Annotated in this window: 20 protein-coding genes and 1 pseudogene; 7 read left to right on the plus strand and 14 right to left on the minus strand. The window is 68.5% G+C overall.

Annotation, left to right across the window (positions count from 1 at the left end):
• Positions 1 to 7 precede the first annotated feature (7 nt).
• Both JOF42_RS16400 and JOF42_RS16405 read right to left on the minus strand, forming a co-directional pair.
• A complete protein-coding gene (locus JOF42_RS16400) occupies positions 8 to 298 on the minus strand; it encodes a hypothetical protein (protein WP_210098781.1) in 291 nt (96 codons plus the stop codon).
• Positions 295 to 1,284 carry an Abi family protein gene (locus tag JOF42_RS16405; protein WP_210098782.1) on the minus strand — a complete coding sequence of 330 codons (990 nt, stop codon included), beginning with the start codon at positions 1,282 to 1,284 and terminating at the stop codon, positions 295 to 297. The genes JOF42_RS16400 and JOF42_RS16405 overlap by 4 nt, the downstream gene beginning before the upstream one ends.
• A 252-nt stretch (positions 1,285 to 1,536) precedes the next feature.
• On the opposite strand from JOF42_RS16405, the gene JOF42_RS16410 reads away from it, so the two are divergent.
• Entirely contained in the window at positions 1,537 to 1,704 is a 168-nt protein-coding gene (locus tag JOF42_RS16410; RefSeq protein WP_210098783.1) for a hypothetical protein, read from the plus strand.
• A gap of 91 nt (positions 1,705 to 1,795) precedes the next feature.
• Here JOF42_RS16410 and JOF42_RS16415 read toward each other — a convergent pair.
• A pseudogene (locus JOF42_RS16415) lies at positions 1,796 to 1,871 on the minus strand.
• 135 nt (positions 1,872 to 2,006) lie between these two features.
• Between JOF42_RS16415 and JOF42_RS16420 the strand changes: the two are divergent.
• Positions 2,007 to 2,933: a hypothetical protein gene (locus JOF42_RS16420; protein WP_210098784.1), complete on the plus strand. Its 927-nt coding sequence runs from the start codon at positions 2,007 to 2,009 to the stop codon at positions 2,931 to 2,933.
• Positions 2,934 to 3,018: 85 nt separating this feature from the next.
• On the opposite strand, the gene JOF42_RS16425 is transcribed toward JOF42_RS16420, so the two are convergent.
• The 5 genes from JOF42_RS16425 to JOF42_RS16445 all read right to left on the minus strand — a co-directional run bounded on the left by JOF42_RS16425 (position 3,019) and on the right by JOF42_RS16445 (position 8,985).
• Positions 3,019 to 4,449: a DUF6716 putative glycosyltransferase gene (locus JOF42_RS16425; protein ID WP_210098785.1), complete on the minus strand. Its 1,431-nt coding sequence runs from the start codon at positions 4,447 to 4,449 to the stop codon at positions 3,019 to 3,021.
• Between the two features lie 40 nt (positions 4,450 to 4,489).
• Complete coding sequence (locus JOF42_RS16430) at positions 4,490 to 5,362, minus strand: N-acetylneuraminate synthase family protein (protein ID WP_210098786.1); 873 nt, start codon at positions 5,360 to 5,362, stop codon at positions 4,490 to 4,492.
• Positions 5,363 to 5,447: 85 nt separating this feature from the next.
• Entirely contained in the window at positions 5,448 to 6,638 is a 1,191-nt protein-coding gene (locus JOF42_RS16435) for an acylneuraminate cytidylyltransferase (protein WP_210098787.1), read from the minus strand.
• A gap of 11 nt (positions 6,639 to 6,649) precedes the next feature.
• Positions 6,650 to 8,008, minus strand: a complete 1,359-nt coding sequence (locus JOF42_RS16440) for a polysialyltransferase family glycosyltransferase (protein WP_210098788.1) — start codon at positions 8,006 to 8,008, stop codon at positions 6,650 to 6,652.
• The gene (locus JOF42_RS16445) at positions 8,005 to 8,985 is read right to left on the minus strand and encodes a glycosyltransferase family 2 protein (RefSeq protein WP_210098789.1); all 981 of its coding nucleotides are present in this window, start codon (positions 8,983 to 8,985) and stop codon (positions 8,005 to 8,007) included. The genes JOF42_RS16440 and JOF42_RS16445 overlap by 4 nt, the downstream gene beginning before the upstream one ends.
• A 152-nt stretch (positions 8,986 to 9,137) precedes the next feature.
• Here JOF42_RS16445 and JOF42_RS16450 point away from each other — a divergent pair, with 152 nt between their 5' ends.
• Both JOF42_RS16450 and JOF42_RS16455 read left to right on the plus strand, forming a co-directional pair.
• Positions 9,138 to 10,031: a hypothetical protein gene (locus JOF42_RS16450; RefSeq protein WP_210098790.1), complete on the plus strand. Its 894-nt coding sequence runs from the start codon at positions 9,138 to 9,140 to the stop codon at positions 10,029 to 10,031.
• 37 nt (positions 10,032 to 10,068) lie between these two features.
• Positions 10,069 to 10,413 (plus strand): DUF4229 domain-containing protein, encoded by a 345-nt coding sequence (locus JOF42_RS16455; protein ID WP_210098791.1) that lies wholly within the window; start codon positions 10,069 to 10,071, stop codon positions 10,411 to 10,413.
• Between the two features lies 1 nt (position 10,414).
• On the opposite strand, the gene JOF42_RS16460 is transcribed toward JOF42_RS16455, so the two are convergent.
• From JOF42_RS16460 to JOF42_RS16475, 4 genes are all read right to left on the minus strand, one after another.
• Complete coding sequence (locus tag JOF42_RS16460; RefSeq protein WP_210098792.1) at positions 10,415 to 11,392, minus strand: 1,4-dihydroxy-2-naphthoate polyprenyltransferase; 978 nt, start codon at positions 11,390 to 11,392, stop codon at positions 10,415 to 10,417.
• A 48-nt stretch (positions 11,393 to 11,440) separates the two neighbouring features.
• Positions 11,441 to 12,088: a dihydrofolate reductase family protein gene (locus JOF42_RS16465; RefSeq protein ID WP_210099247.1), complete on the minus strand. Its 648-nt coding sequence runs from the start codon at positions 12,086 to 12,088 to the stop codon at positions 11,441 to 11,443.
• Between the two features lie 33 nt (positions 12,089 to 12,121).
• Positions 12,122 to 12,412 carry a DUF4287 domain-containing protein gene (locus JOF42_RS16470; RefSeq protein ID WP_056312982.1) on the minus strand — a complete coding sequence of 97 codons (291 nt, stop codon included), beginning with the start codon at positions 12,410 to 12,412 and terminating at the stop codon, positions 12,122 to 12,124.
• A gap of 95 nt (positions 12,413 to 12,507) precedes the next feature.
• Positions 12,508 to 12,978 carry an Lrp/AsnC family transcriptional regulator gene (locus JOF42_RS16475; protein WP_210098793.1) on the minus strand — a complete coding sequence of 157 codons (471 nt, stop codon included), beginning with the start codon at positions 12,976 to 12,978 and terminating at the stop codon, positions 12,508 to 12,510.
• Positions 12,979 to 13,050: 72 nt separating this feature from the next.
• On the opposite strand from JOF42_RS16475, the gene JOF42_RS16480 reads away from it, so the two are divergent.
• The gene (locus tag JOF42_RS16480; protein WP_210098794.1) at positions 13,051 to 14,490 is read left to right on the plus strand and encodes a DUF6421 family protein; all 1,440 of its coding nucleotides are present in this window, start codon (positions 13,051 to 13,053) and stop codon (positions 14,488 to 14,490) included.
• 111 nt (positions 14,491 to 14,601) lie between these two features.
• Positions 14,602 to 15,243: an SDR family NAD(P)-dependent oxidoreductase gene (locus tag JOF42_RS16485; RefSeq protein ID WP_210098795.1), complete on the plus strand. Its 642-nt coding sequence runs from the start codon at positions 14,602 to 14,604 to the stop codon at positions 15,241 to 15,243.
• Positions 15,244 to 15,304: 61 nt separating this feature from the next.
• On the opposite strand, the gene JOF42_RS16490 is transcribed toward JOF42_RS16485, so the two are convergent.
• Positions 15,305 to 16,798, minus strand: a complete 1,494-nt coding sequence (locus JOF42_RS16490) for an MFS transporter (protein WP_210098796.1) — start codon at positions 16,796 to 16,798, stop codon at positions 15,305 to 15,307.
• 150 nt (positions 16,799 to 16,948) lie between these two features.
• Here JOF42_RS16490 and JOF42_RS16495 point away from each other — a divergent pair, with 150 nt between their 5' ends.
• A complete protein-coding gene (locus JOF42_RS16495; RefSeq protein WP_210098797.1) occupies positions 16,949 to 18,016 on the plus strand; it encodes a threonine aldolase family protein in 1,068 nt (355 codons plus the stop codon).
• A gap of 82 nt (positions 18,017 to 18,098) precedes the next feature.
• Here JOF42_RS16495 and JOF42_RS16500 read toward each other — a convergent pair whose 3' ends face one another.
• Complete coding sequence (locus JOF42_RS16500; protein WP_210098798.1) at positions 18,099 to 19,892, minus strand: sunset domain-containing protein; 1,794 nt, start codon at positions 19,890 to 19,892, stop codon at positions 18,099 to 18,101.
• Between the last annotated feature and the right edge of the window lie 27 nt (positions 19,893 to 19,919).

The raw sequence follows: 19,919 nt of genomic DNA on the forward strand, positions 1-19,919 counted from the left end.
TCGGCGGCTAGTTACCAGCGAGAAACTCAAGGCGCTCGAGTTCGCGGAGAACTTCAAGCTCTTCGATCGACAACGCGTACTCGTGCGCGCGGTCCCGCAAATCGTAGAGAGAGCAGCCGACAGAAGTCAGTAGCTCACGGCGCCGAGCCTCAAGATCGGTCGGCATGAGCACGTTCACGATCGGTTCCGGTGTCATGAAGACAGGATGGCACAGGGCACCGACATCGGTCAGCAGCGGCACCCTGGTCAAACAACCCTGCGGCACAGAAACGTGATCGTGAATGCGATCCCCGGTCACGGTTGGCCTTCAGGCTTCTTCCAAAGTTCCAGATCTTGCCACCCCACCGGAAAACCCATCGTGTTCTCGAGCGTCATTCCTCCGACGTTGCCGAGCTTCTTCGCCTGCGTAACCAGAGTGGACCACGCCCAAGTACTGGTCGGGTTCACAGCTCGCTGGAGGTGCGCGGTGAGCGCGATCAGCAGATAGATCTTCTGCCGCTGGTGATTCTCGAGGTCGTTCAAATGGTGCAGCTGCCCCGCAGCCACCTGCGGTGAGAACTTCGGCGGCACATCGACCGTCGCGCGGTTCCAGATCCTGTTGCTGTGTGCGCAATTGTTGCGCAGAATGTTGAGGGCCCGAAGCCACCGATGGAGCGTGTCGGAACCGTTGCCCTTCAGCCCCAGCTCGTACGCGATCTTCTTGCGGTCACGTCCGTCCATGAGCGAGTAGAGCCGGATCAAGCAGCCAAAGTCCATGAAACCGGTCGAGACCCAGATCGGAATCTCGCCGTCGTAGTGCAGAATATGGTGCTTTACGTATTCTTCGTCCATCGCATCCTTGCGGAGCTTCTCGTAGCGCTGCACCCACGCCGCGTGTTCCGTGACCCCGTCCCGAGTGACACGACAGCAAGCCGACTGGTCGAGATGTTCCATCTTGAGGTGGCCATCGCCAGCTCGCTTGCCGAGCGTGTACCCGACCTTCGTCGCAAAGCCGACCTCGATCTCCTGAAGCGCCTGCAGCAGCACGGCCCGGAGCTTACGGTCGAACTCATAGAGATGGAGAGCATCCTCGAGGCGAGCTCCTGCTCGAAACCTCTCGGAGCGAGTGCGTTTGATCTCCACATCCGCCTCAGTCGGCGGTTCCCTAAATGGGTATGTGTAGGCAGACAGTCGGTAGTAGCCGATGCGCTTCAGAGCGGCGATCGCGGCCGGACGTCCCTCGCTCGTGAGTCCACGGCCGAGCATCTTCGCGAGCTGCTCGTCGTAAGGGAGATGAGGTTTCACGCTATCCAACGTCGGAAAGAAGAAAACCAGCCCATGTCATCTCGGTGACTCGAAAGTCTGTGAGCGACAGAGGGGCTGGTGTTTATGACCACTACCCTATTTGGATCCGGGGGCATCGGCCAAGCCAGTTCCGGAACCTCATGACTTCTCATAGCCGGACACAGATTTCGTTGTAGGAGTACTACGAAAGCCCACCGCAGTCGACAGCATCCGACAGCGGGCGGTGTCGGAAGTCAGCCACATGATTGACTCATGCATCAGCTCATCGAGATCGACGCCAGCGAGGACCGCCTCGGACGCCCCCGTGCCGCCTGGAAATGCGCCTGCGGTCGGACAGGCGCCGGGGCTAGCCCGCGTGCCGCGCAGAACGGCTGGAAGCGGCACACGCGCTCCGCGAACCTCAAGGACTACTGCGGCTGACGAGGGGTGACACCGTAGCCCCTGCGATACCGCTCAAATCCCCGCCAGGATGCGCATCCCAGCGGGCTAGGGGGCCGCTCGGCTCCGCAAGTGGACGCGACGGCGGGAGTCGAACCCGCAACGCCGTCAGATATGAGCTGAGGCCCGGGACCGCCCGGATCGCCGCGATGGGAATGACGTTACCTCGCCGTGATCTGGATGACCAGCATCGTTGCGGGGATTGACAAAGTGAGTCCTCGCGTGTCGAGAGGCGTCACGCCGCGTCATCCGACTCCGTCCCGAGCGAGGTGTACGGTCACCTCATGGCCGTTGATGAGGACACCGCCCCCACCAGCCTGAAGACGCATCGATACCTGCGACTGTCCCTCGTCTTCATCGTCGTCACCCTGCTGCTCAGCGTGGTGATCCAGACGATCGTCACCTCGTGGGAGCCGTTCGCTCTCGGATGGACTCCTCTGCCCTCGATCAGTCACTACTTCTACACACCGGCTCGCACCGTCTTCGTGGGGGCTCTGATCGCGGCATCACTCGCACTCCTCGCGCTGTCCGGGCGTGACCGCGCGACCACACTGCTCGACATCTCAGCGCTTTTCGCGCCGTTGATCGCAATCGTGCCGACCGGTCTCGCGAACCACCAGCGAGTCGGCCCGTTCGAGTGCCCTGACATCTTCGAGTGCGTACCGGTCGAGTTCCAGGGCGACATGCGACTCGGCATCGCCGTCTACGCCGTGGTCGTCATGGCGCTCGTGATCACGATGGCCGTGATCCGGCTCCGCACCCGCACGCCGAACCCCTCGGCCCGATTGGTGTCGATCATCGCGCTGATCACGGCGGCCGCCGTCGCCGCCCTCGCTTTCGCACCCGCACTCAACGAGTACTTCCCGTTCAACTTCTGGCCGGTGCACAGCATCCACTTCGTGGTGACCCTGCTGTTCCTCGGCGTGTTCGCCGCGGTCCCGATCCTCTACGCCGGCGGGCCGCTCGACCCCGGCGAGACCCCGCCCACTCCTCGCCAACGATCGATCTACCGCTGGATCGCAGGTCTCCTGATCGTCGACCTCCTGCTGCTCGTCGCGGCGCTCGCCTTCCGCCAGGTGTTCGGCGAGACCCCGGTCGTGCTCTTCGGCGAGGCCGTCGCGCTGATCCTGTTCGCCGCCTTCTGGTGGGTGCAGACCTTCCAGCGATGGGATGACCCGAACCCGCCGTCGATCGTCGTTCGGCGGGCGTGATCTCGTTCCGGTCGCAGTCTGCGTCGCCGCAGTCCGGACGGGGCGGCACGAACTGCAACCGGATCAGACCGCTACCCGCGTGAGCTCACCGCCTGATCGAATCGTGGAACGGGTTCGGCTCGAGCGTGACGTCGGTCGACGCATCCGCCCAGGTGCCGCCGTCGCCCGAGTTCCGTCCCCGGCGCAGAGCCCCGAGCGCCTTCGTGGCCGGAGCCCCGATCGCCAGGGCAGCCGCGCCGCTGAGTGTACGGTCCGCGGCGCCGAGCACGCTCGCGCGGTGCCATGCCTCGTGCAGGGCGCCACCCCGTGCCGCGGGCACCGGTCTCGCCGGCAGAGCACCGGCCCTGCGCAGCGCGACGAGCTGTTCGACATGCTCCCACCAGGTCGATTCGGCCGAGGAGTGGAAGTAGTTGTCACGCAGCCAAGCGGGCAGCGGATGCCGGAAGCGCCCCGCCACGACCTCGCTGCGCCCGCCGAGCAGACCGCTGCCGACGAACACCGTGTTCAGCAGGCTCTTGCTCACTCCGAACGAGTCGAGTGCGATCACCGGAACGCCGAGCGCCACGGCCTCGACGGCCGCGGTCGAGCTCACCGTGACGAGCCCGGCCGCCGTCGACAGCGCCTGCGCCATCGATCCGTAGGACACGACGAGGTTGTCGGGCAGCCGAGCGGGCAGGAGGTCGAGGTACGGGTCGCGCTCGAGGTGGGTCTCGGACTCCCCCGGCCGCGAACGCAGCTTCACGACGACACGACGGTTCGGATCTGCCTCGGCCGCGCGCACGAGGGTCGCCGCGATCTCCGCGCGCTCGTCGCGGCCGACCGGCACCAGCGCCTGCGCGGCGAACACGATGTCCGTGGCCGGCATCCGCACCGGACGCAGCTCCGACTGCGGCACCTGTTCCGGCGATCGGGGTCGCTCGGCCACGAGAGTGCCGTTCGCGCCTGCGGAGTCCGACGTCAGCACGCGCGCCCGATCGTGGGCGAGCATCCGAGAACGCGACCGTGCGAACGGCAGAGTCGCGAGCGCTGTCGGCACCTGCACCCCGATCAGGCGTCCGAGCTCGGCGAACGCCCGCTCCTCCCGATGCGAATGCACGACGAGCAGGTCGGCATGCCGGCGGTAGTCGAGGGCGCCGCGCTGCGCGGGGATCGCCATGCCGGGGAGCCCTGCGACGACGACCGGGCGACGCGACAGACCGTCGATGACCCGGCCCAGAAGGCGCACGAAAGGACCCCGCCCGGCGAGCAGGACGACGTCGGGGCGCTGACCCTCGAGCCACCCCGCAGCCTGCGCGAAGGCCACCCTGGTGATGTTCTCGGGCAGCATCCCCGTTCCGCTCAGTGCCGTGCGCTGCTGCTCGACGCTCGCCGTCAACGGCGTCTGCACCAGCAGCAGATGCGGGCGGATGCCGGGCACGCTGCCGAGCAGCGACGCCGACCACTTCACGAACGAGTCGGCGTCGGCGATCGCGACGACCCGCAAACCGTCCGAACTGCTCCCGCGCATTCCGCTCATGCCCATTCCGCCCATGCCCGTTCTGCCCGCGCCGTTCCGGTCACGCCGGAACGCGTCGCAGCTTCGCCATCGGTGCGCGCTCGCTGTCGAACACGCGCTTGACGCCGTCGCCGAGGGCCGTCTCGATCACGCGGATGTCGCGCACGAGGTGCTCGAGGCCGGTCGGCTCGAGCGAGGCCGCGTGGTCGGAGCCCCACATGGTGCGGTCGAGGGTGATGTGGCGCTCGACCGCGACGGCGCCGATCGCGACGGCCGCGAGCGAGATCTGCAGACCGCGCTCGTGGCCCGAGTATCCGACCGGCACGCCGGGGTAGCGGTCACGCAGCGTGGCGATCGCGCGGAGGTTGGCCTCCTCGGGCTCGAGCGGATACGTCGACGTGGCGTGCATGAGCACCACACGGTCGGTGCCGAGCGTCGAGAGCGCGCGGTCGATCTGCTCGATCGTCGACATCCCGGTCGAGAGGATGACGGGCTTGCCGGTCTCACGCAGCGCGACGAGCAGCTCGGTGTCGGTGAGGCTGGCCGAGGCGACCTTGTGCGCCACGACGTTGAGGTCCTCGAGGAACTCGACGCTGGGCACGTCCCACGGCGAGGCGAACCAGTCGAGGCCGAGCATCGTGGCGTGGTCGCCGATCGCGACGTACTCGTCGCGACCGAACTCGACACGGCGACGGTAGTCGAGGTAGCTCATGGTGCCCCACGGCGTCTCACGCGGAACGTCGCGCATGTGCTCGGGGGTGGAGATCTCGGGAGTGCGCTTCTGGAACTTCACGGCGTCGGCACCCGCCTTCGCCGCGACGTCGATCAGACGCTTGGCGATGTCGACGTCGCCGTTGTGGTTGAGGCCGATCTCCGCGATGAGGTAGGCGGGGTGACCGCCGCCGATCACGCGTGAGCCGATGCTGACAGTCATGGTTCCTCCGGTCGTCGAAATGGCCTTCTCCCCTGAGTACGCGCCGGGGGTGAACGCCGTGCGACAGGAGGGTTACCGGAGTCGGTCAGGCGGGCAACACCCGTTCGATCAGCTCGCGCACGGCGCCGTGGCCGCCCGTGCGACCGAGTACGACGCGGGCCGCTTCGAGGACGAGCGGATGCGCGTTCGCGACCGCGATGGGCCACCCGACGATGCGCAGCGCGGGCAGATCGTTCACGTCGTTGCCGAGGTAGGCGATCTCGGCGAGAGGGATGCCCTTCTCCTGCGCCCACCCGCGCAGCGCCGACTCCTTGTCGTCGATGCCGTGCAGCACCGGGACGCGCAGCTTGTCGGCCCGCGCCCGCACGACGGGGTTCACCTCGGTCGAGAGGATGAGCATCGGGATGCCGGCCCGGCGGAGCAGCGATACCCCCATGCCGTCCTCGCGGCTGACGCGCACGCGTTCGACGCCGTCGGCGTCGACACTCGCGGTGTCGTCGGTGTGCACGCCGTCGAAGTCGGTCACGATCGCCCGCACAGGAATCCGCTCGGGAGTCTCGTGCAGCGCGGCGAGCGCGCGCGCGATCCTCAGCTGCTGCTCGTCGTCGATCTCGATGGCCGTCCACTCGGGCACCTCGGCGATGCGGATGCGTCCGAAGAAGCGGTGCTTCGCCTGACGGAAGCCGTCGGCCCGGAACACGTAGAACGCCCCGGTCTCGAGGAAGTGCGGTTCACGGTCCTGCCGCCGCGGCCGGTGGGTGGCGTCGTGGTTGACCGCGACGGCCGCCCCGGCATCCGCCTGATCCGGGTGCTCGCGCGCCCACAGGAATCCGTAGGTCTCGTGCGCCGAGAACATACTGTCTGCGGTGCCCGCGCGCACCTCGCGCACAGCGTTCGCGAGCGCATCGCTGGGGATGAACGGCGATGTGGCCTGCAGGAAGGCGACCACGTCGACCCGGTCACCCGACCTGTCGAGTTCGTCGAGCGCATGCAGGATCGCGCTCTCGGATGAGGCGGTGTCGCCGGAGATCTCGGCGGGACGCCTGACGACCCGTGCCCCGGCGGCAGCGCTCACCGCGGCGATCTCGTCGTCGTCCGTCGAGACCACCACGAGGTCGACCCCTTCGGCTGCCAGCGCACTGCGCACCGCCCGTTCGATCAGCGGCACCCCGCCGACCCTGCGCACGTTCTTGCGAGGCACACCCTTCGACCCGCCCCGCGCCGGGATGATCGCGACCACCCTGAGGGCGTCATCCTCTCGACTGTCATCCGTCATCGTCGTCTCCTTCATCGTCCCCGCAGTGCGCGCCACGCGCGCCCGATCCGTCGACGCGCGCCCAGCGCCGTCAGCCGCACCTGTTCCACTCGACCGATTCCGCCGGCCGGACGCAGCGCACGGCGCACCGCCGTCTCGGGTGGCGCCCCCGGCAGCAGCAGTTCGGCCAGCCGCTCCGGCGCGAAGTAGCGGTCGCGATCGGAGGGGCGGATGCTCGTCAGCAGCTCGACCGCGCGCCTCCGCAGGTGTGCCGCGACGACCGGCTGCATGGCGTAGCCGACCGCGTCGATCAGCAGCTGCATCCGCTCGGGCTCCCGATAGGGCGAGTCCGGCCGTGTGAGCACATCGACGATGGTCGCGGGCACCCGGTTGCTGTTCTCGTACGGGGTCAGCCGAGAGAGCACGGTGTCGGCACCGACTGCCTCGATGTCCCTGCCGAAGAGGGCGCGCACGGTCGGCAGCGCGGTCGAGAACCCGGCGATGACGGCGTGCGCGTCGATCCGCTCGGCCAGCGTCTCTGCGGCGAGCGCGCCGCGGTACTCGTGGAAGACGGCATCGTGCGCCCTCGCCCGATCGCGCAGCGCGTCGCTCAGCCGGGGCGGCGCGGCAGGATGCGGCTTGAAGACGATGTGCCGAGGGTGAAGGCTCGCGGCCCTGTCGATCATCTGCGTCTGGAGCGCCACCTCCTCGCTCGCTGTCACGAGGCCGAGCGCCGAGAGGTACTGGCCGAGCACGAGCACCGTCGGCTCCCCCGTGATGACGCTCTCGAGCTCCGCCGTGTCATCCACCCCCGTGGCCGTCTCCGCGAGCACCGTGCGGAACAGCGCGGGAGAGACGGGCACCGCCGTCGCGGTGGGCGCGCCGACCAGCGGGGTCACGCCCGGCACCACGTCGGCGTGCACGACCCGCCCGATCCGCGCGGTCACGGTGTGGGGCAGGCGCACCCGCATGGGCGAGTACGTCATCAGCCCGTCACCGATGATCGTGAGGCGCGCGTGCGGGAACAGCATCATCAGAGTGCGAGCGGGAGCGACCTGCGGACTCTGCACCAGCACCTCGAGGTCGTCGCCGTCGAGACCCCAGGCACGCGTGAACAGTCTGCGCAGCAGTGGCAGATCGGCGGCATCCGGCTTCCACGAGCTCGGATGCAGGGGCCCGAGCAGCGCGTCGAGGTCCTCGACCCGGTCGAAGCGGTCCCGAAGGGTCGCGAGCGCGGGGTCGGCGAGGATCCCCACCGACGTCTCGGGGATCTTCGACGACACGAACGGCACGAGGATGCGCTCACCGTGGTCTCCGAGGAGCCCGCCGTCGAGCGCGGCCGCGGCGGTGGCGAGGCCGTAGGCGCTGTGCAGCGCGAAGAGCTGGGTCATGCCGCCCGCCCGACCGTGCGCAGCAACGGGGCGAGCACGCGGCGCCGCGGGCCGTCGAGCCTGGCCAGCACCGCCGACGCCTCAGCCTCGGGCAGCCGGGCGAGAAGCCCGCGGATGCCGGCGCGCATCTCCGCGCGCAGCGACGGCGTCATCCGTCGAGCGCGCACGAGGTGACGCGAGCTGAGCGCCAGCACGGTCCACACGGCCTTGGGGAGGAAGCGGTCCGCCTCGGCATCCGCCGCCGCGATGTCGAGGACCTCGTCCATCGCGCGCACGAAGTCGAGCTGGCGCCGATCGCGCACCTGCGTGAGCGAGGTCGACACCCCTCGGCGATAGAGCAGAGCGGGGGCATCGACCACCGCGAACGAACGGGCCTGCAGATGCAGCCGCCAGATCCAGGGGCGATCCTCGGCGGTGAAGAGCCCGGGGGTGAACGCGACCAGCCCGTCGTCGATCAGCCGGCGGTGCAGCACGCCCGCCCACGCGAAGGGGTAGTCGACCATGGTCGGCTCGTTCTCGGGAAGGATCGCCTCGCGGGGTGACCCCACTCGCTCACGCCACGGATACGGCGCCGGCACCAGCGTGCGCACGCCGGCCTTCACGGTCACGTGATCGGTGCGGAGGAAGTCGGCGTCCAGCTCGCGCAGGCGTCGCGTGAGCACCGCCAGTCGCTGCGGCTGCATCCAGTCGTCCCCGTCGAGGAAGCAGACGGCGTCGCCCTCGACATGCGCGAGTCCTTGATTGCGAGCGCTCGCGAGCCCCCGCGGCTGCGGATTCTCGATGACCGTCGAATGTGGAAAGCGCTCGGCGTAGTGCCGCATCAGCATGCCCGTGTCGTCGCGGGATCCGTCGTCGATCGCGACGAGCTTGAGCGAGGCCGGATCGTCGAACTGGCGGGTCAGCGTCTCGAGCGTCGTGCCGATGTACTGGCCCGCGTCCTTGGCGGGCACGATGACGGTGACGAGCGGTGTGCGCACGGAACTCCCCGGGTCGACGGTTTCGGCATGCTCTCAGGCGTTCGTTGCCGTTCGGGGACGTGAGGGTGAACGGGCGGTGACGCTGCCCGGTGCGCCTGCAGAGCGCGCGCGCCCGATTCGCACCGAGGTCGGCGATCGGCGACGATGGGACCATGCTCTGGCCGTTCGGAACGACATGGCGCCCGGTGCGGCAGAAGCGCCGCAGCACGGTCGACCTGCGCTGGCTCAGCGCCCGCACGTGGACCCGCCGCTGGTATCCGCAGGGCATCGATCTCGGACTGTGGCACGGCCGACGCACCCTCGCGGTGAGCTGGTTCCGTCAGCGGCTCGACGGGCACCACCTCGCATCGCGTGTCGCGTTCGTCGATCTCGACCGCTCGCGCCACCTCGACGTGCTGCTCGCCGTCGAGGAAGACGGTGTGCTGCAGCCCGCGCGCATCCACGCCGGCGGCCTCGCCTGGTTCGATGACAGGCTCTTCGTCGCAGCGACCGGCAAGGGCATCTGGGAGTTCGACCTCGCCGGCATCCGCCGCGTCCGCGGTGCCGAGGCGCGACGCCTCGCCGGCGCCGCCGGTCGCGGCCTGCGCGCCACCGCTCTCGTCGCGGTGCGCACGCGCGTGCATCCGATCGACATCCGGTGCTCATATCTCGGTCGCGTGTTCGACGACGATGGCACACCCCTGCGTCGGGTGCTGATCGGCGAGTATCTGAAAGACGACACGGGTCGCATCGCGGAGTTCTCGATCCCGGAATCGGACGACGACGCGTTCCGCGAAGAGAGCCGCTTCTCCCCCGGCATCCGTCGCATGCAGGGCGCGGTGCGCTGGGGCGACCGGCACTTCATCAGTCAGTCCGATCGCATGCACCCCGGAGTCCTGTGGACCGGGACGCGCGACGCGCTGGTACGCGACCGGGTGCCGCTCCCGGTCGGATGCGAGGACCTGGCGCTCGACCTCGACGCGAAGCTGCTCTGGTCGCTCGGGGAGCATCCGTGGAAGCGCGTGGTCCGCGGAATTCCGTTCGCATCGCTCGGGGTCGACGACTGACAGCTGACCCTTCAGGTCGCGAACGTAGACTGTCCGGGTGAAGAACCGCGCACCTTTCCTCGTCTACACCGTGCTCCGACTGCTGGCTTTCCTCGTGCCGCTCGCGATCCTGTGGTTCTTCTTCCCGATCTTCCGCGAGTTCTGGTGGCTGGCCGCGATCTTCGCCGCCCTCATCGGCGTCAGCATCTCGATGCTGTTCCTGCGCGCGCCGCTGACCGACGCGTCCGCGCGGCTCGTCGAGCGCCGGGGCGGACGCAGCGAGGCCGAGCAGGCCGATGCGGATGCCGAAGACGAGGCGATCGACGACGCCACCGCGGCCGACACAGCTCTCCCCGCCGACACAGCCCTCCCGGCCGACACAGCCACTCGCCGCGAGGACTGACTCAGAAGGCGAGCGCCCAGAAGAACGCGCCCGAGTACAGCAGTGCTGTCAGCGAGGTCAGCGCGAGGGCGATGACCAGCTCCTTCGCCTGGCGGTACGTCCAGACGATCAGGATCGCCGGGAGCCCCGCGAGCAGCGCCAACAGGCCGATCCAGGCGATCGGGTACAGCAGAGCGATGAAGGCCAGGATGCCGAACGGCACCAGCACGAACAGGGTGAACAGCACCTGCGTCGCGCGCTTGCCGATCAGCACCGTGAGTGTGCGCTTGCCGACCACGCGATCCTGATCGATGTCGCGCAGGTTGTTGGCCAGAAGCACGGCGCAGGCGAACAGACCCGCGGCGACGGCTCCGAGCCAGGCCTGCTGCGGCAGCACGAACACCTGCACCCAGGTGGTGCCGAGGGTCGCGACGAGTCCGAAGAAGATGAAGACGAAGACCTCGCCGAGAGCGTTGTAGCCGTAGGGCCTCTTGCCCCCGGTGTAGAACCAGGCGGCGATGATGCAGGCCGCGCCGATCGCCAGCATCCACCACTGCTCCGTGCGGATGACGATCGCGACGCCGACCGCCGCGGCGAGAGCGAAGAACACGAGCGCCGCGATGAGCACGGTGCGGGGCTTCACGCGGCCGGATGCCGTGAGGCGCGCGGGGCCGACACGCACCGCATCGGTCCCGCGGATGCCGTCGCTGTAGTCGTTCGCGAAGTTCACGCCGATCTGCAGCAGCACAGCGACCGCGAGGCAGGCGAGGGCGATGACCCAGTGGAACTCGGGCCCGGTGCTGCGCGCGGCGCCGGTGCCGATCACGACCGGCGCGACCGCCAATGGCAGGGTGCGCAGGCGTGCCGCGCCGATCCAGTCGCCGACCGTGACCGGACCCGCCTCGATGACGGGTCGCTGGGCCGGGTCGCCGCTCGCCCGCTTCGCGGGATTGCCGCTCACGCGGGTCGGATTCTTCTTGCGCTTCGAGGATGCTGCCACGCAGGGAATCCTACTGGGGCACCCGATGAGCGCCGTGGCGAGGGGACCTCAGTCGCGGGTGAAGGTCAGGTGCGTGACGCCGGACTCGGCGACCTCGGACGCGACGTCGTAGCCGTTCTCGATGCCTCGCAGGCCGTCCCAGATGCGCTCTCCGCTGCCGAGCACGAGGGGAGCGACCGCGAGGTGCACCCGGTCGACCAATCCTGCGCGGAGGAACTGCCGCACGACGTCGATACCGCCGCCGATGCGCACGTCTCCGCTGCCGGCCGCCTCGATCGCACGCGGCAGGATCTCTTCGGGCGCCGCATCGACGAAGTGGAAGACCGTGCCGTTCGCGAACTCGATCGAGTCGCGGGCCGTGTGTGTGAGCACGTAGACCGGAAGGTGGAAGGGGGGCTCGTCACCCCACCAGCCACGCCACTCCGGGTCGTCCGGATTCTGGTGCAGACCGAACATGCCCGCGCCCATGATCTCGGCGCCGATGCCTTCGAAGTAGGCGTGGGCGTACTTCTCGTCGACCCCCGTCGTGCCGGCGCCGGAGTCGTCTCCGAGCACGCGGGTGCGGAACGTGCGCGTGGCCGCATAGGCCGCGACCAGACGCGGCCAGTCGTCACCGAACGGCTTCTCGGGTGTCTGATCGGTGGTGGTCGCGAATCCGTCGAGGGACACGTTGAGATCGACGCGGACGGCCATGATGCTCTCTCTTCTGCAGGTGTCGGCTGGTGCGGGTCAGGCGTTCGGGTTGCTGTCCTTGCCGTCGAGCCAGAGCGTGTCGGATGCATCGCCGTGGGCCCCGCCCTTGCCGACGTGCTTGTCACTGATCTTCGGTCCCTTGAGGATCACGTGCACCATGGCCTGGGCATGGCCGTGACCGAGGCTGTATTCCTCCTTGAGCCAGTTGAGCACCACGGTCGACTTCGTGGTCTCGTCGAAACCCTGCTCCTTGGCGAGCTCGATGAACTGCCGCGGGGTGAGGCCGGTCTGGGTCTCGACCTTGTCGAGGTATGCCTGGAAGGACATGGGTGCTCCTGGGAGTCTGCGCGGGCGGTGGGATCCTCTGCGGTGAGAGATCTGTCACAGTATGGCCGCTGCGACGCCGTTGTTCCAGAGTGCGATCAGGCCTCGACGGATGCCTCTGGGCCGACGGCGATGATCGGCCGGTGCTCGTAGTAGGTCTGCAGCACGACCGTGGTGCGGGTGCTCACGTTCGCGGCCAGGCGGATGTCGCGGACGAGCTCTTCGAGCGCACGCGGCGAGGCGACCCGCACGAACAGCATGTAGCTCGCGTCACCGGCGATCGAGTGGCACGCCTCGATCGCGTCGAGGTGCTCGAGAAGCTCGGGCGCATTGTCGGGCTGGGCGGGGTCGAGAGGGGTGATCTCGATGAACGCCGACAGCGGTGTGCCGACCAGTTCGGGATCGAGGATCGCTCGGTATCCGGTGATGACTCCGCGGGTCTCGAGGCGACGGAGTCGCGACTGCACGGCCGACACCGACAGGCCCACAGCATCCGACAGCTGGGACAGTGTGGCCCTCCCGTCGCGAGAGATCGCGGCCAGGATCGCGCGGTCGACAGAATCATCCATGGATGTAAGATTATCGTCAGGATTCCGTATATGCCGGAATCTTTCCGTCAAACTCTCCGATCGGAGGTCCCGATGTCCATCATTTCCGCCCACAGCACTGCTGTTCAGGCCATCGTCGGCGAACCCGAGGTCGTCGAGGACGCATCGATCGCCGAGCAGAGCACCGCCTGGGCGCAGCTGAAGGATGCGGCGATCGCGATCCGCGAGATGCAGATCAAGGACGGCTCGATCCCGGATGCCGCGCACCACGCCGCCGCCCGCGACCTCGTCGCCGCGATCACCTCCGGCATCCGCGCTCTCGCCCCTGCCTTCCCGCACGACGCCGACTACCTCGCCGCCTCCGTGGTCGACTTCGACCGCTGGGTCTCGGAGGGCTTCGGCGTGCCGGACTTCCTCGATTCGCTCATGGCCTTCCAGCCGCAGCAGCACCGCGTCGACGGCATCCGTCACCTGGTCGTCTTCCCGATGTACACGCAGAACGGCTCGAGCGATCGCCTCGTCGAGGCGCTCATCGTCGAGACGATCTGGCCGGAGTTCATCGCCGCCCTCGAGGCCGGCGACTATGGCAACAAGTTGTTCGTCTCGCTGCGCCTGGTCGACTTCACTCCCGGGTACGACACGAACTCGGCCGTGCTGTTCCCCGAGACGGTCGCGATGCGTGAGATCCCGTCGTTCACGTGGGGTGCGATCTTCCAGGACCGCGAGGCCGCTCGCTACCGCCGGGTCACCCGTGCGGCGGCCGAGATCACCAACCTCGATCTGCCGGAACGCGCTGCCGCGATGCTCGACGACCAGCAGATGGCCGAGAAGACGTTCGTGATGTGGGACATCATCCACGACCGCACCCACATGCGCGGCGATCTTCCGTTCGACCCGTTCATGATCAAGCAGCGGATGCCGTTCTTCCTCTACTCGCTCGAGGAGATGCGCTGCGACATGACGGCGTTCCGCGAGTCGGTGAACATCGAGCGCACTCTCGCCGCCCGCATCGCCGCGGGCGAGGAGCTCACCGAGACCGAGCAGGAGATGCACGACTACGCGCACCTCGTGCAGTACGCGGTGATCTTCGACCGGATCTTCCGCTTCTCGATCACCGGCACGCGCACGCGCAACTACGACGCCGTCGGCGGACAGCTGCTGTTCGCCTGGCTGCACCAGCGTGGAGTGCTGCACTGGACCGACACCGCCCTCGCATTCGACTGGGACAACGTGCCGGACGCCGTCGTGGCTCTGGGCGACGCGATCGACGACCTGTACTGGCACTCGATCGACCGTCCGAAGGTCGCTCACTGGCTCGCCGCGTATGAGCTCGTGCGCGGAACGCTCACGCCGCACCCGGCATCGCAGTGGGCCCGCGGCCTGCCCGACGAGATCCTCGCCGGCGCGCCCAAGGGGTACACGGATGCCGTGATGGATGACGAGTTCCCGCTGTCGATGTTCTTCGAGACCCTCGACAAGAAGATGAAGACGGTCATCGAGTCGACCGTCGGCATCCGGGGCACCGACGACTGACTCGAATCGCGCATTTCTGGGGTTCGGTCGCGTGGGGCGACCGGACGCAGCGTCTGCGGCCATTCCTGCCCGGGGTGGCCGCAGACCTGTTTCTTCACGAGAGTTGAGCACATGAGCGTCACGGATCGAACGATCGTCCTCGCCGGAGCCACCAGCGACTCCGGCCTCGCCCTCGCGCGCGCACTCGTCGAGGCCGGTGCGCGGGTTGTCGCGACAGGCCGCTCCGCCGACCGCCTGGAATCCCTGCGGGCGGTCGGCGCGGAGGTCGAGGTGGCGGACGCCACCTCCCTCGCTTCGATGACAGACCTGGCCGCGCGTCTGGGCGCCGTCGACGCCGTGATCCCCCTGGTCGGCGGCTGGCGTGGCGGCGGCGGGCTCGCCGGACAGTCGGATGCCGACTTCGCAGCCCTCCTCCCCGCTCTCGACGCGGTGCGAGCGACCAGCCGGGCGTTCGACAGCGCGCTGCGTGCGTCGGAGGCCGGTCGCTTCGTGATCGTCTCGTCGACTGCGGTCGGTCGCCCTCTCGCGGGCGGTGCGAACTATGCGGCCGTGAAGGCGGCGAGCGAGGCATGGACCCGCGCGGTCGCACAGGGCTTCGCGAAGGCCGCGCGGGATGCCGCGGAGCCGCTGCGGGCGGCATCCGTCGTCTTCCGCGCGAAGGCTCTCGATCCGGCATCCCTCGTGCCGCGTGTCCTCGCCCTGTGGGACGCCGACGCCACGGACCTCAACGACCAGATCATCACGCTCGACTGACGGAGCCGATCAGTTCGGGCGCCGCGACCCCGCCCTCGTCACCGTCTCGCCTCTGCCTGCGTCAGCGCCTGATCTCGGGGACCTCTGGCGGCAGCCCGCGCACGGGCGGCGGGGCGTCGGGCCTCGGGGCTCGGCCCTTCTCACCTGGGGCAGCTCGGGCCGGAGCTTCCTCTGCCTCGCCGGCGGCGTGGTCGCCCTCGGCACCCTCCGCACCGTCGGTGTTCTCCGCGTTCGGGTCCTGCTCCGGCGCATTCGCGTAGAGCTCCGTGAGCTTGCGGTATGACTTCGTGAAGAACGCCAGTGTTCCCGCGATCACCATGATGATGCCGGCGAACAGGCAGATCAGCGCGATGCCTCGGGCCTCTCCCTCGCCGAGCAGCCACTCCCACTGCCGCTGACCGGCGTCTGTCTTCATGTACGGGATGATCAGGAACTCGGCGATCGGCGCGATCAGGAACGCCGTGATCGGTGCGGCGGCGGCCTCCATCGCGGCGGCGACTCCGAACACTCGACCCTGCCGGTCGTAGCGGACGACCTTCTGGATGATCGTCTGCTCGGCGGCCTCGACCGGTGGCACGAGCGCCATGTAGATCCACATGCCGATGACGTAGAGCGGCCACCACTCGCGCAGCATGAACACCGACCCGAGCAGCCCCATCGCGATGACGACGAGCAGAAGTGTGCGCATCGGTTTCGCGCCGAGACCGAACTTCGCGACCAGGCCGCCACCGATCAGGAAGCCCGTCGAGGCGAACGCGAGCGCGAATCCCCACATCTGGGCGTCGAACAGGGTCAGCCCGTACGGATCCATCAGCGCCATGTACACGCCGCCGATGAGGTTGTTGAAGGTCGAGAAGATGATCAGCGCGAAGAGCCCGGGAGCGAGACGGATGGCCTTCACGCTGCCGCGGAAGTCGAGCGCGCTCGTGGCGTCGGGGTCGGGTGTCGGCGCGCCCTCGGGAATGCGGATGAAGAGCAGGTGCACGAACGTGAGCACCATGGCGCCGATGGCGATCGCGAGTGTCCAGCCCATGCCGAGGAAACCGATCGACAGGCCCGAGAACACGCTCGTCACGAGGAACGCGAGGCCCTGCACGGTGCCGACGAGGCCGTTGGCGTTGGCCCGTCGGTCTTCGGGCACGAGCAGCGTGACCGTCGTCGAGAGCGCGATGTTGCGCAGCTGCTCGATGACCCCGCCGAACAGGATGACCGCCGAGAACGCCCAGAACCACGGACCGCCGAGGTCGAGCAGCGCGGATTCGGGCTGCCACAGGTAGAGCAGGCCGGCGACAAGGAAGGCGACGGTCGAGATGACGCTCGAGAGCAGCATCACGGTGTGCTTGCGATTGCGGTCGACGATCGTGCCGAACAACATCGCGAAGAAGGCGATGAACAGCATGTACGCGCCGCCGATGACACCGGTCGCGAGCACCGACTGCGTCTCGATGTAGACCCAGAATGTGAGGGCGAACCACAGGAAGCTCGTCGTCACGTTCGCGATGAGCGTGTTGACGAGGACGTTCGCGAAGGCGGTCTTCGCTGCGGTGCGCTCCATGAGTTCGAGGGTAGGCGCGGCATCCGACATCCGGTAGGGGTCCCGATCCGCGGACGCGGCCCCGCGCTGCGGACGAATCCGGCGGAACAGCGCGCAGATCGGGACACCGTGCACAGATCGGGACCGGCATCCGCCCCGTAGGCTTGTCCGGTGACTATTCAGCATGACCCCGCTGTCCGGGGCTTCGCCAGCGACAACTATTCCGGCGTCCACCCCGAGGTCCTCGCGGCCATCGCGACCGCGAACGGCGGCCACCAGGTCGCGTACGGCGAGGATGCCTACACGGAGCGCCTGCAGGAGGTCTTCCGCACGCACTTCGGCGAGGGCGTCCAGGCCTTCCCCGTCTTCAACGGCACCGGTGCGAACGTCACCGGACTGCAGTCGATGCTGCCGCGTTGGGGCGCCGTGATCTCGGCATCCACCGCGCACATCAACGTCGACGAGGGCGGTGCCCCCGAGAAGATCGGCGGCTTCAAGATCCTCGCCGTGCCGACCGAGAACGGCAAGCTCACCCCCGAGCTCGTCGACCGCGAGGCCTGGGGCTGGGGTGACGAGCACCGCGCGCAGCCGCTCGTCGTCTCGATCACGCAGTCGACCGAGCTCGGCACCCTGTACTCCGTCGATGAGATCCGCGCACTCGCCGATCACGCGCACGAGCGCGGCATGACCCTGCACCTCGACGGCGCCCGCATCTCGAACGCCGCCGCCGCCCTCGACGTGCCGCTGCGCGCCTTCACCCGCGACGCCGGCGTCGACGTGCTGAGCTTCGGCGGCACCAAGAACGGCGCCATGCTCGGAGAGGCCATCGTGGTGCTGAACCCCGAGGCGTCGAACGGCCTGCAGTACTCGCGCAAGTTCAACATGCAGCTGTCGTCGAAGATGCGCTTCGTGTCCGCCCAGCTGATCGCCCTGCTCGAGGGCGACCTGTGGCTGCGCAACGCCCAGCACGCGAACGCGATGGCCCAGCGCCTGCGCGGGTCGATCGAGGCAGGCATCGCCGACGGCACGATCAACGGCGTCACCTTCACCCAGGCGACCCAGGCGAACGGCGTCTTCGCTCAGCTTCCCGACGGCATCGCCGACCAGCTGCGCGAGTCGTTCCGCTTCTACGACTGGGATGCCGCGCGCAACGAGGTCCGCTGGATGTGCGGCTTCGACACCGAGGAGTCCGACGTCGACGAGTTCGTCGCCGAGCTCGCGCGCCTCACCTCGCGCTGAGCATCGGGTCGCGGTCGCGGCATACGAAGAGACCCACCGTCAGAACTCATGACGGTGGGTCTCTTCGTATGCGGGGTCTCGCTCAGCGCTTCGACTTGCGATATCCGGCCTTCACGGCCGCCGCCTCACTCGAGAAGCAGGCCTCCGGCTTGGTCTTGGCGTAATACGCGCCGGACTTCACGTGGTAGATCATCGAGCTCGCGTTGCCCTTGATCGGCGCCCAGGCCAGGCAGTTCCAGGTCGAGACGGGCTTCGCCTGCGCGGGGTAGCTGACGACTCCGGTCGCCGCCGACACCTTCGCCGCCGAGATGTATCCGCTCTTCGTGCCGGTGACCTTGACCGTGATGCGCGACCGCACGAGACCTGCGGTCAGCGCGAGCGACGAGCTCGTCGCACCCTTGATCGCCTTGCCGTTCGCGTACCACTGGTACGAGAGCTTGGTGCCGCTCGTCCAGGTGCCGGGCGCAGCGGTCAGGCGCGAACCGAACAGCGCCGCGCCCTTGATCCCGGGCACCGGAGCCGCGAGGATCCCCTTCACCGCAGCGGTCGCCGTCGAGCGCTTGGCCGCCGTCGCATACCCCGCCTTCGTACCGGTGACGACGACGGTGATCGTCTTGACGGCTGCGGATGCCGGGATCTTGAACGAGGCCGCGGTCGCCTTCGAGACGGCGACACCGTTGACGTACCACTGGTACGCCAGCTTCGTGCCTGCTGTCCAGGTGCCGGGCTTGGCCGTGAGCGTCTGCCCGACGGTCGCCGTACCGGCGACGGTGGGCACGGGAGCGGCGAGCAACCGCAGTACCGCTCCGGTGGCGGCGGAAACGAGCGACTTCGGCGCGAACCCGGTCTTCGAACCGGTGACCGTGACGGTGATCCTCTTGCCACCGACCGCGGCCGCGAGCACCAGAGACGACGTGGTCGACTTCGAGATGGCGACTCCATCCGCGTACCACTGGTAGCTCAGCACCGCGCCCGTGGTCCAGGCGCCGGGCGTGACCTTGAGCGTCTGGCCGACCGTGGCGGTACCGGCCACCGTGGGGGTGGAGCTGTCGATGATACGGAGGGCGGCGAGAACGGCCGAGACTCCCGAGGCGACGGACGATCCATCGAACTGCACCGTCGTCGCCTTGGCGAACGTCGGGGAATCGTTCCACCATTCCGACACCGCACCCGGTGCGGCTGACAGGAACGCGACCCGGTACTGCCCGACGGGCATCCCGCCGACCGCGTAGGTGCCACCGTCGGTGACGTAGTTCGCGGCCACCGCGGTCTCGCCGCTGCCATTGACCGGATAGACCGCGACCGCCACCTTGTTGCCCGCAAGGCTGACGCCCGCCGGCCCTGTGACGGCGCCCGAGATCAGCGCAGAGGGCTGAAGCGCGACGTCCTGGCCCGTGAGCCCTTCGGCCGGAAGCGCGACCGCCGCAGGTTCGGTGTCGAGCACCGCCCGCCCCTCCGAGAGCACCGAGAGGGTGAGATCGCCGATCGGCGCGCGCAGCACATAGGTTCCGTCGAGAGCGACGGATGCCGCCGCGACCGGCGTCGAGGCGTCGCCGTCGGCTGCGTAGGCCACGACGAAGGTGCGACCCGTCGTCGGCGCCGCCGGGAAGACGATCGTTCCCGAGATGTCAGCCGAGCCCTGGGGTGCATCTGCGGGAGGCGTGGCGACGAGGACCGCGGCATCTCCCAGAGCGAGGGGCAGCTGATCGGCGACCCCGGCGTGTGCCGGAGCGACGACCGTTGCAGGTGCTATCGCCGCGACCGGTCCGGATGCGGACGCCGGCGCCGCAACCGCGACGAGTGTCGACGCCAGCAGAGCGGCAGCGACGCCGATGGCCGCGACGCGCGACGAACGGGTGAGGGCAGGGAACACCATGAGGCATCCTCTCGGGCACAGGACGTG

The sequence above is a fragment of the Microbacterium phyllosphaerae genome (assembly GCF_017876435.1).
GTDB lineage: Bacteria > Actinomycetota > Actinomycetes > Actinomycetales > Microbacteriaceae > Microbacterium > Microbacterium phyllosphaerae.

What these genes read in the sequence shown, in the direction of transcription:
- JOF42_RS16410 (WP_210098783.1), top strand. Translation starts at nt 1,537, where the DNA reads ATGCATCAGCTCATCGAGATCGACGCCAGCGAGGACCGCCTCGGACGC.
- JOF42_RS16420 (WP_210098784.1), top strand. Translation starts at nt 2,007, where the DNA reads ATGGCCGTTGATGAGGACACCGCCCCCACCAGCCTGAAGACGCATCGA.
- JOF42_RS16425 (WP_210098785.1), bottom strand. Translation starts at nt 4,449, where the DNA reads ATGAGCGGAATGCGCGGGAGCAGTTCGGACGGTTTGCGGGTCGTCGCG.
- JOF42_RS16430 (WP_210098786.1), bottom strand. Translation starts at nt 5,362, where the DNA reads ATGACTGTCAGCATCGGCTCACGCGTGATCGGCGGCGGTCACCCCGCC.
- JOF42_RS16435 (WP_210098787.1), bottom strand. Translation starts at nt 6,638, where the DNA reads ATGACGGATGACAGTCGAGAGGATGACGCCCTCAGGGTGGTCGCGATC.
- JOF42_RS16440 (WP_210098788.1), bottom strand. Translation starts at nt 8,008, where the DNA reads ATGACCCAGCTCTTCGCGCTGCACAGCGCCTACGGCCTCGCCACCGCC.
- JOF42_RS16450 (WP_210098790.1), top strand. Translation starts at nt 9,138, where the DNA reads ATGCTCTGGCCGTTCGGAACGACATGGCGCCCGGTGCGGCAGAAGCGC.
- JOF42_RS16470 (WP_056312982.1), bottom strand. Translation starts at nt 12,412, where the DNA reads ATGTCCTTCCAGGCATACCTCGACAAGGTCGAGACCCAGACCGGCCTC.
- JOF42_RS16475 (WP_210098793.1), bottom strand. Translation starts at nt 12,978, where the DNA reads ATGGATGATTCTGTCGACCGCGCGATCCTGGCCGCGATCTCTCGCGAC.
- JOF42_RS16480 (WP_210098794.1), top strand. Translation starts at nt 13,051, where the DNA reads ATGTCCATCATTTCCGCCCACAGCACTGCTGTTCAGGCCATCGTCGGC.
- JOF42_RS16485 (WP_210098795.1), top strand. Translation starts at nt 14,602, where the DNA reads ATGAGCGTCACGGATCGAACGATCGTCCTCGCCGGAGCCACCAGCGAC.
- JOF42_RS16490 (WP_210098796.1), bottom strand. Translation starts at nt 16,798, where the DNA reads ATGGAGCGCACCGCAGCGAAGACCGCCTTCGCGAACGTCCTCGTCAAC.
- JOF42_RS16500 (WP_210098798.1), bottom strand. Translation starts at nt 19,892, where the DNA reads ATGGTGTTCCCTGCCCTCACCCGTTCGTCGCGCGTCGCGGCCATCGGC.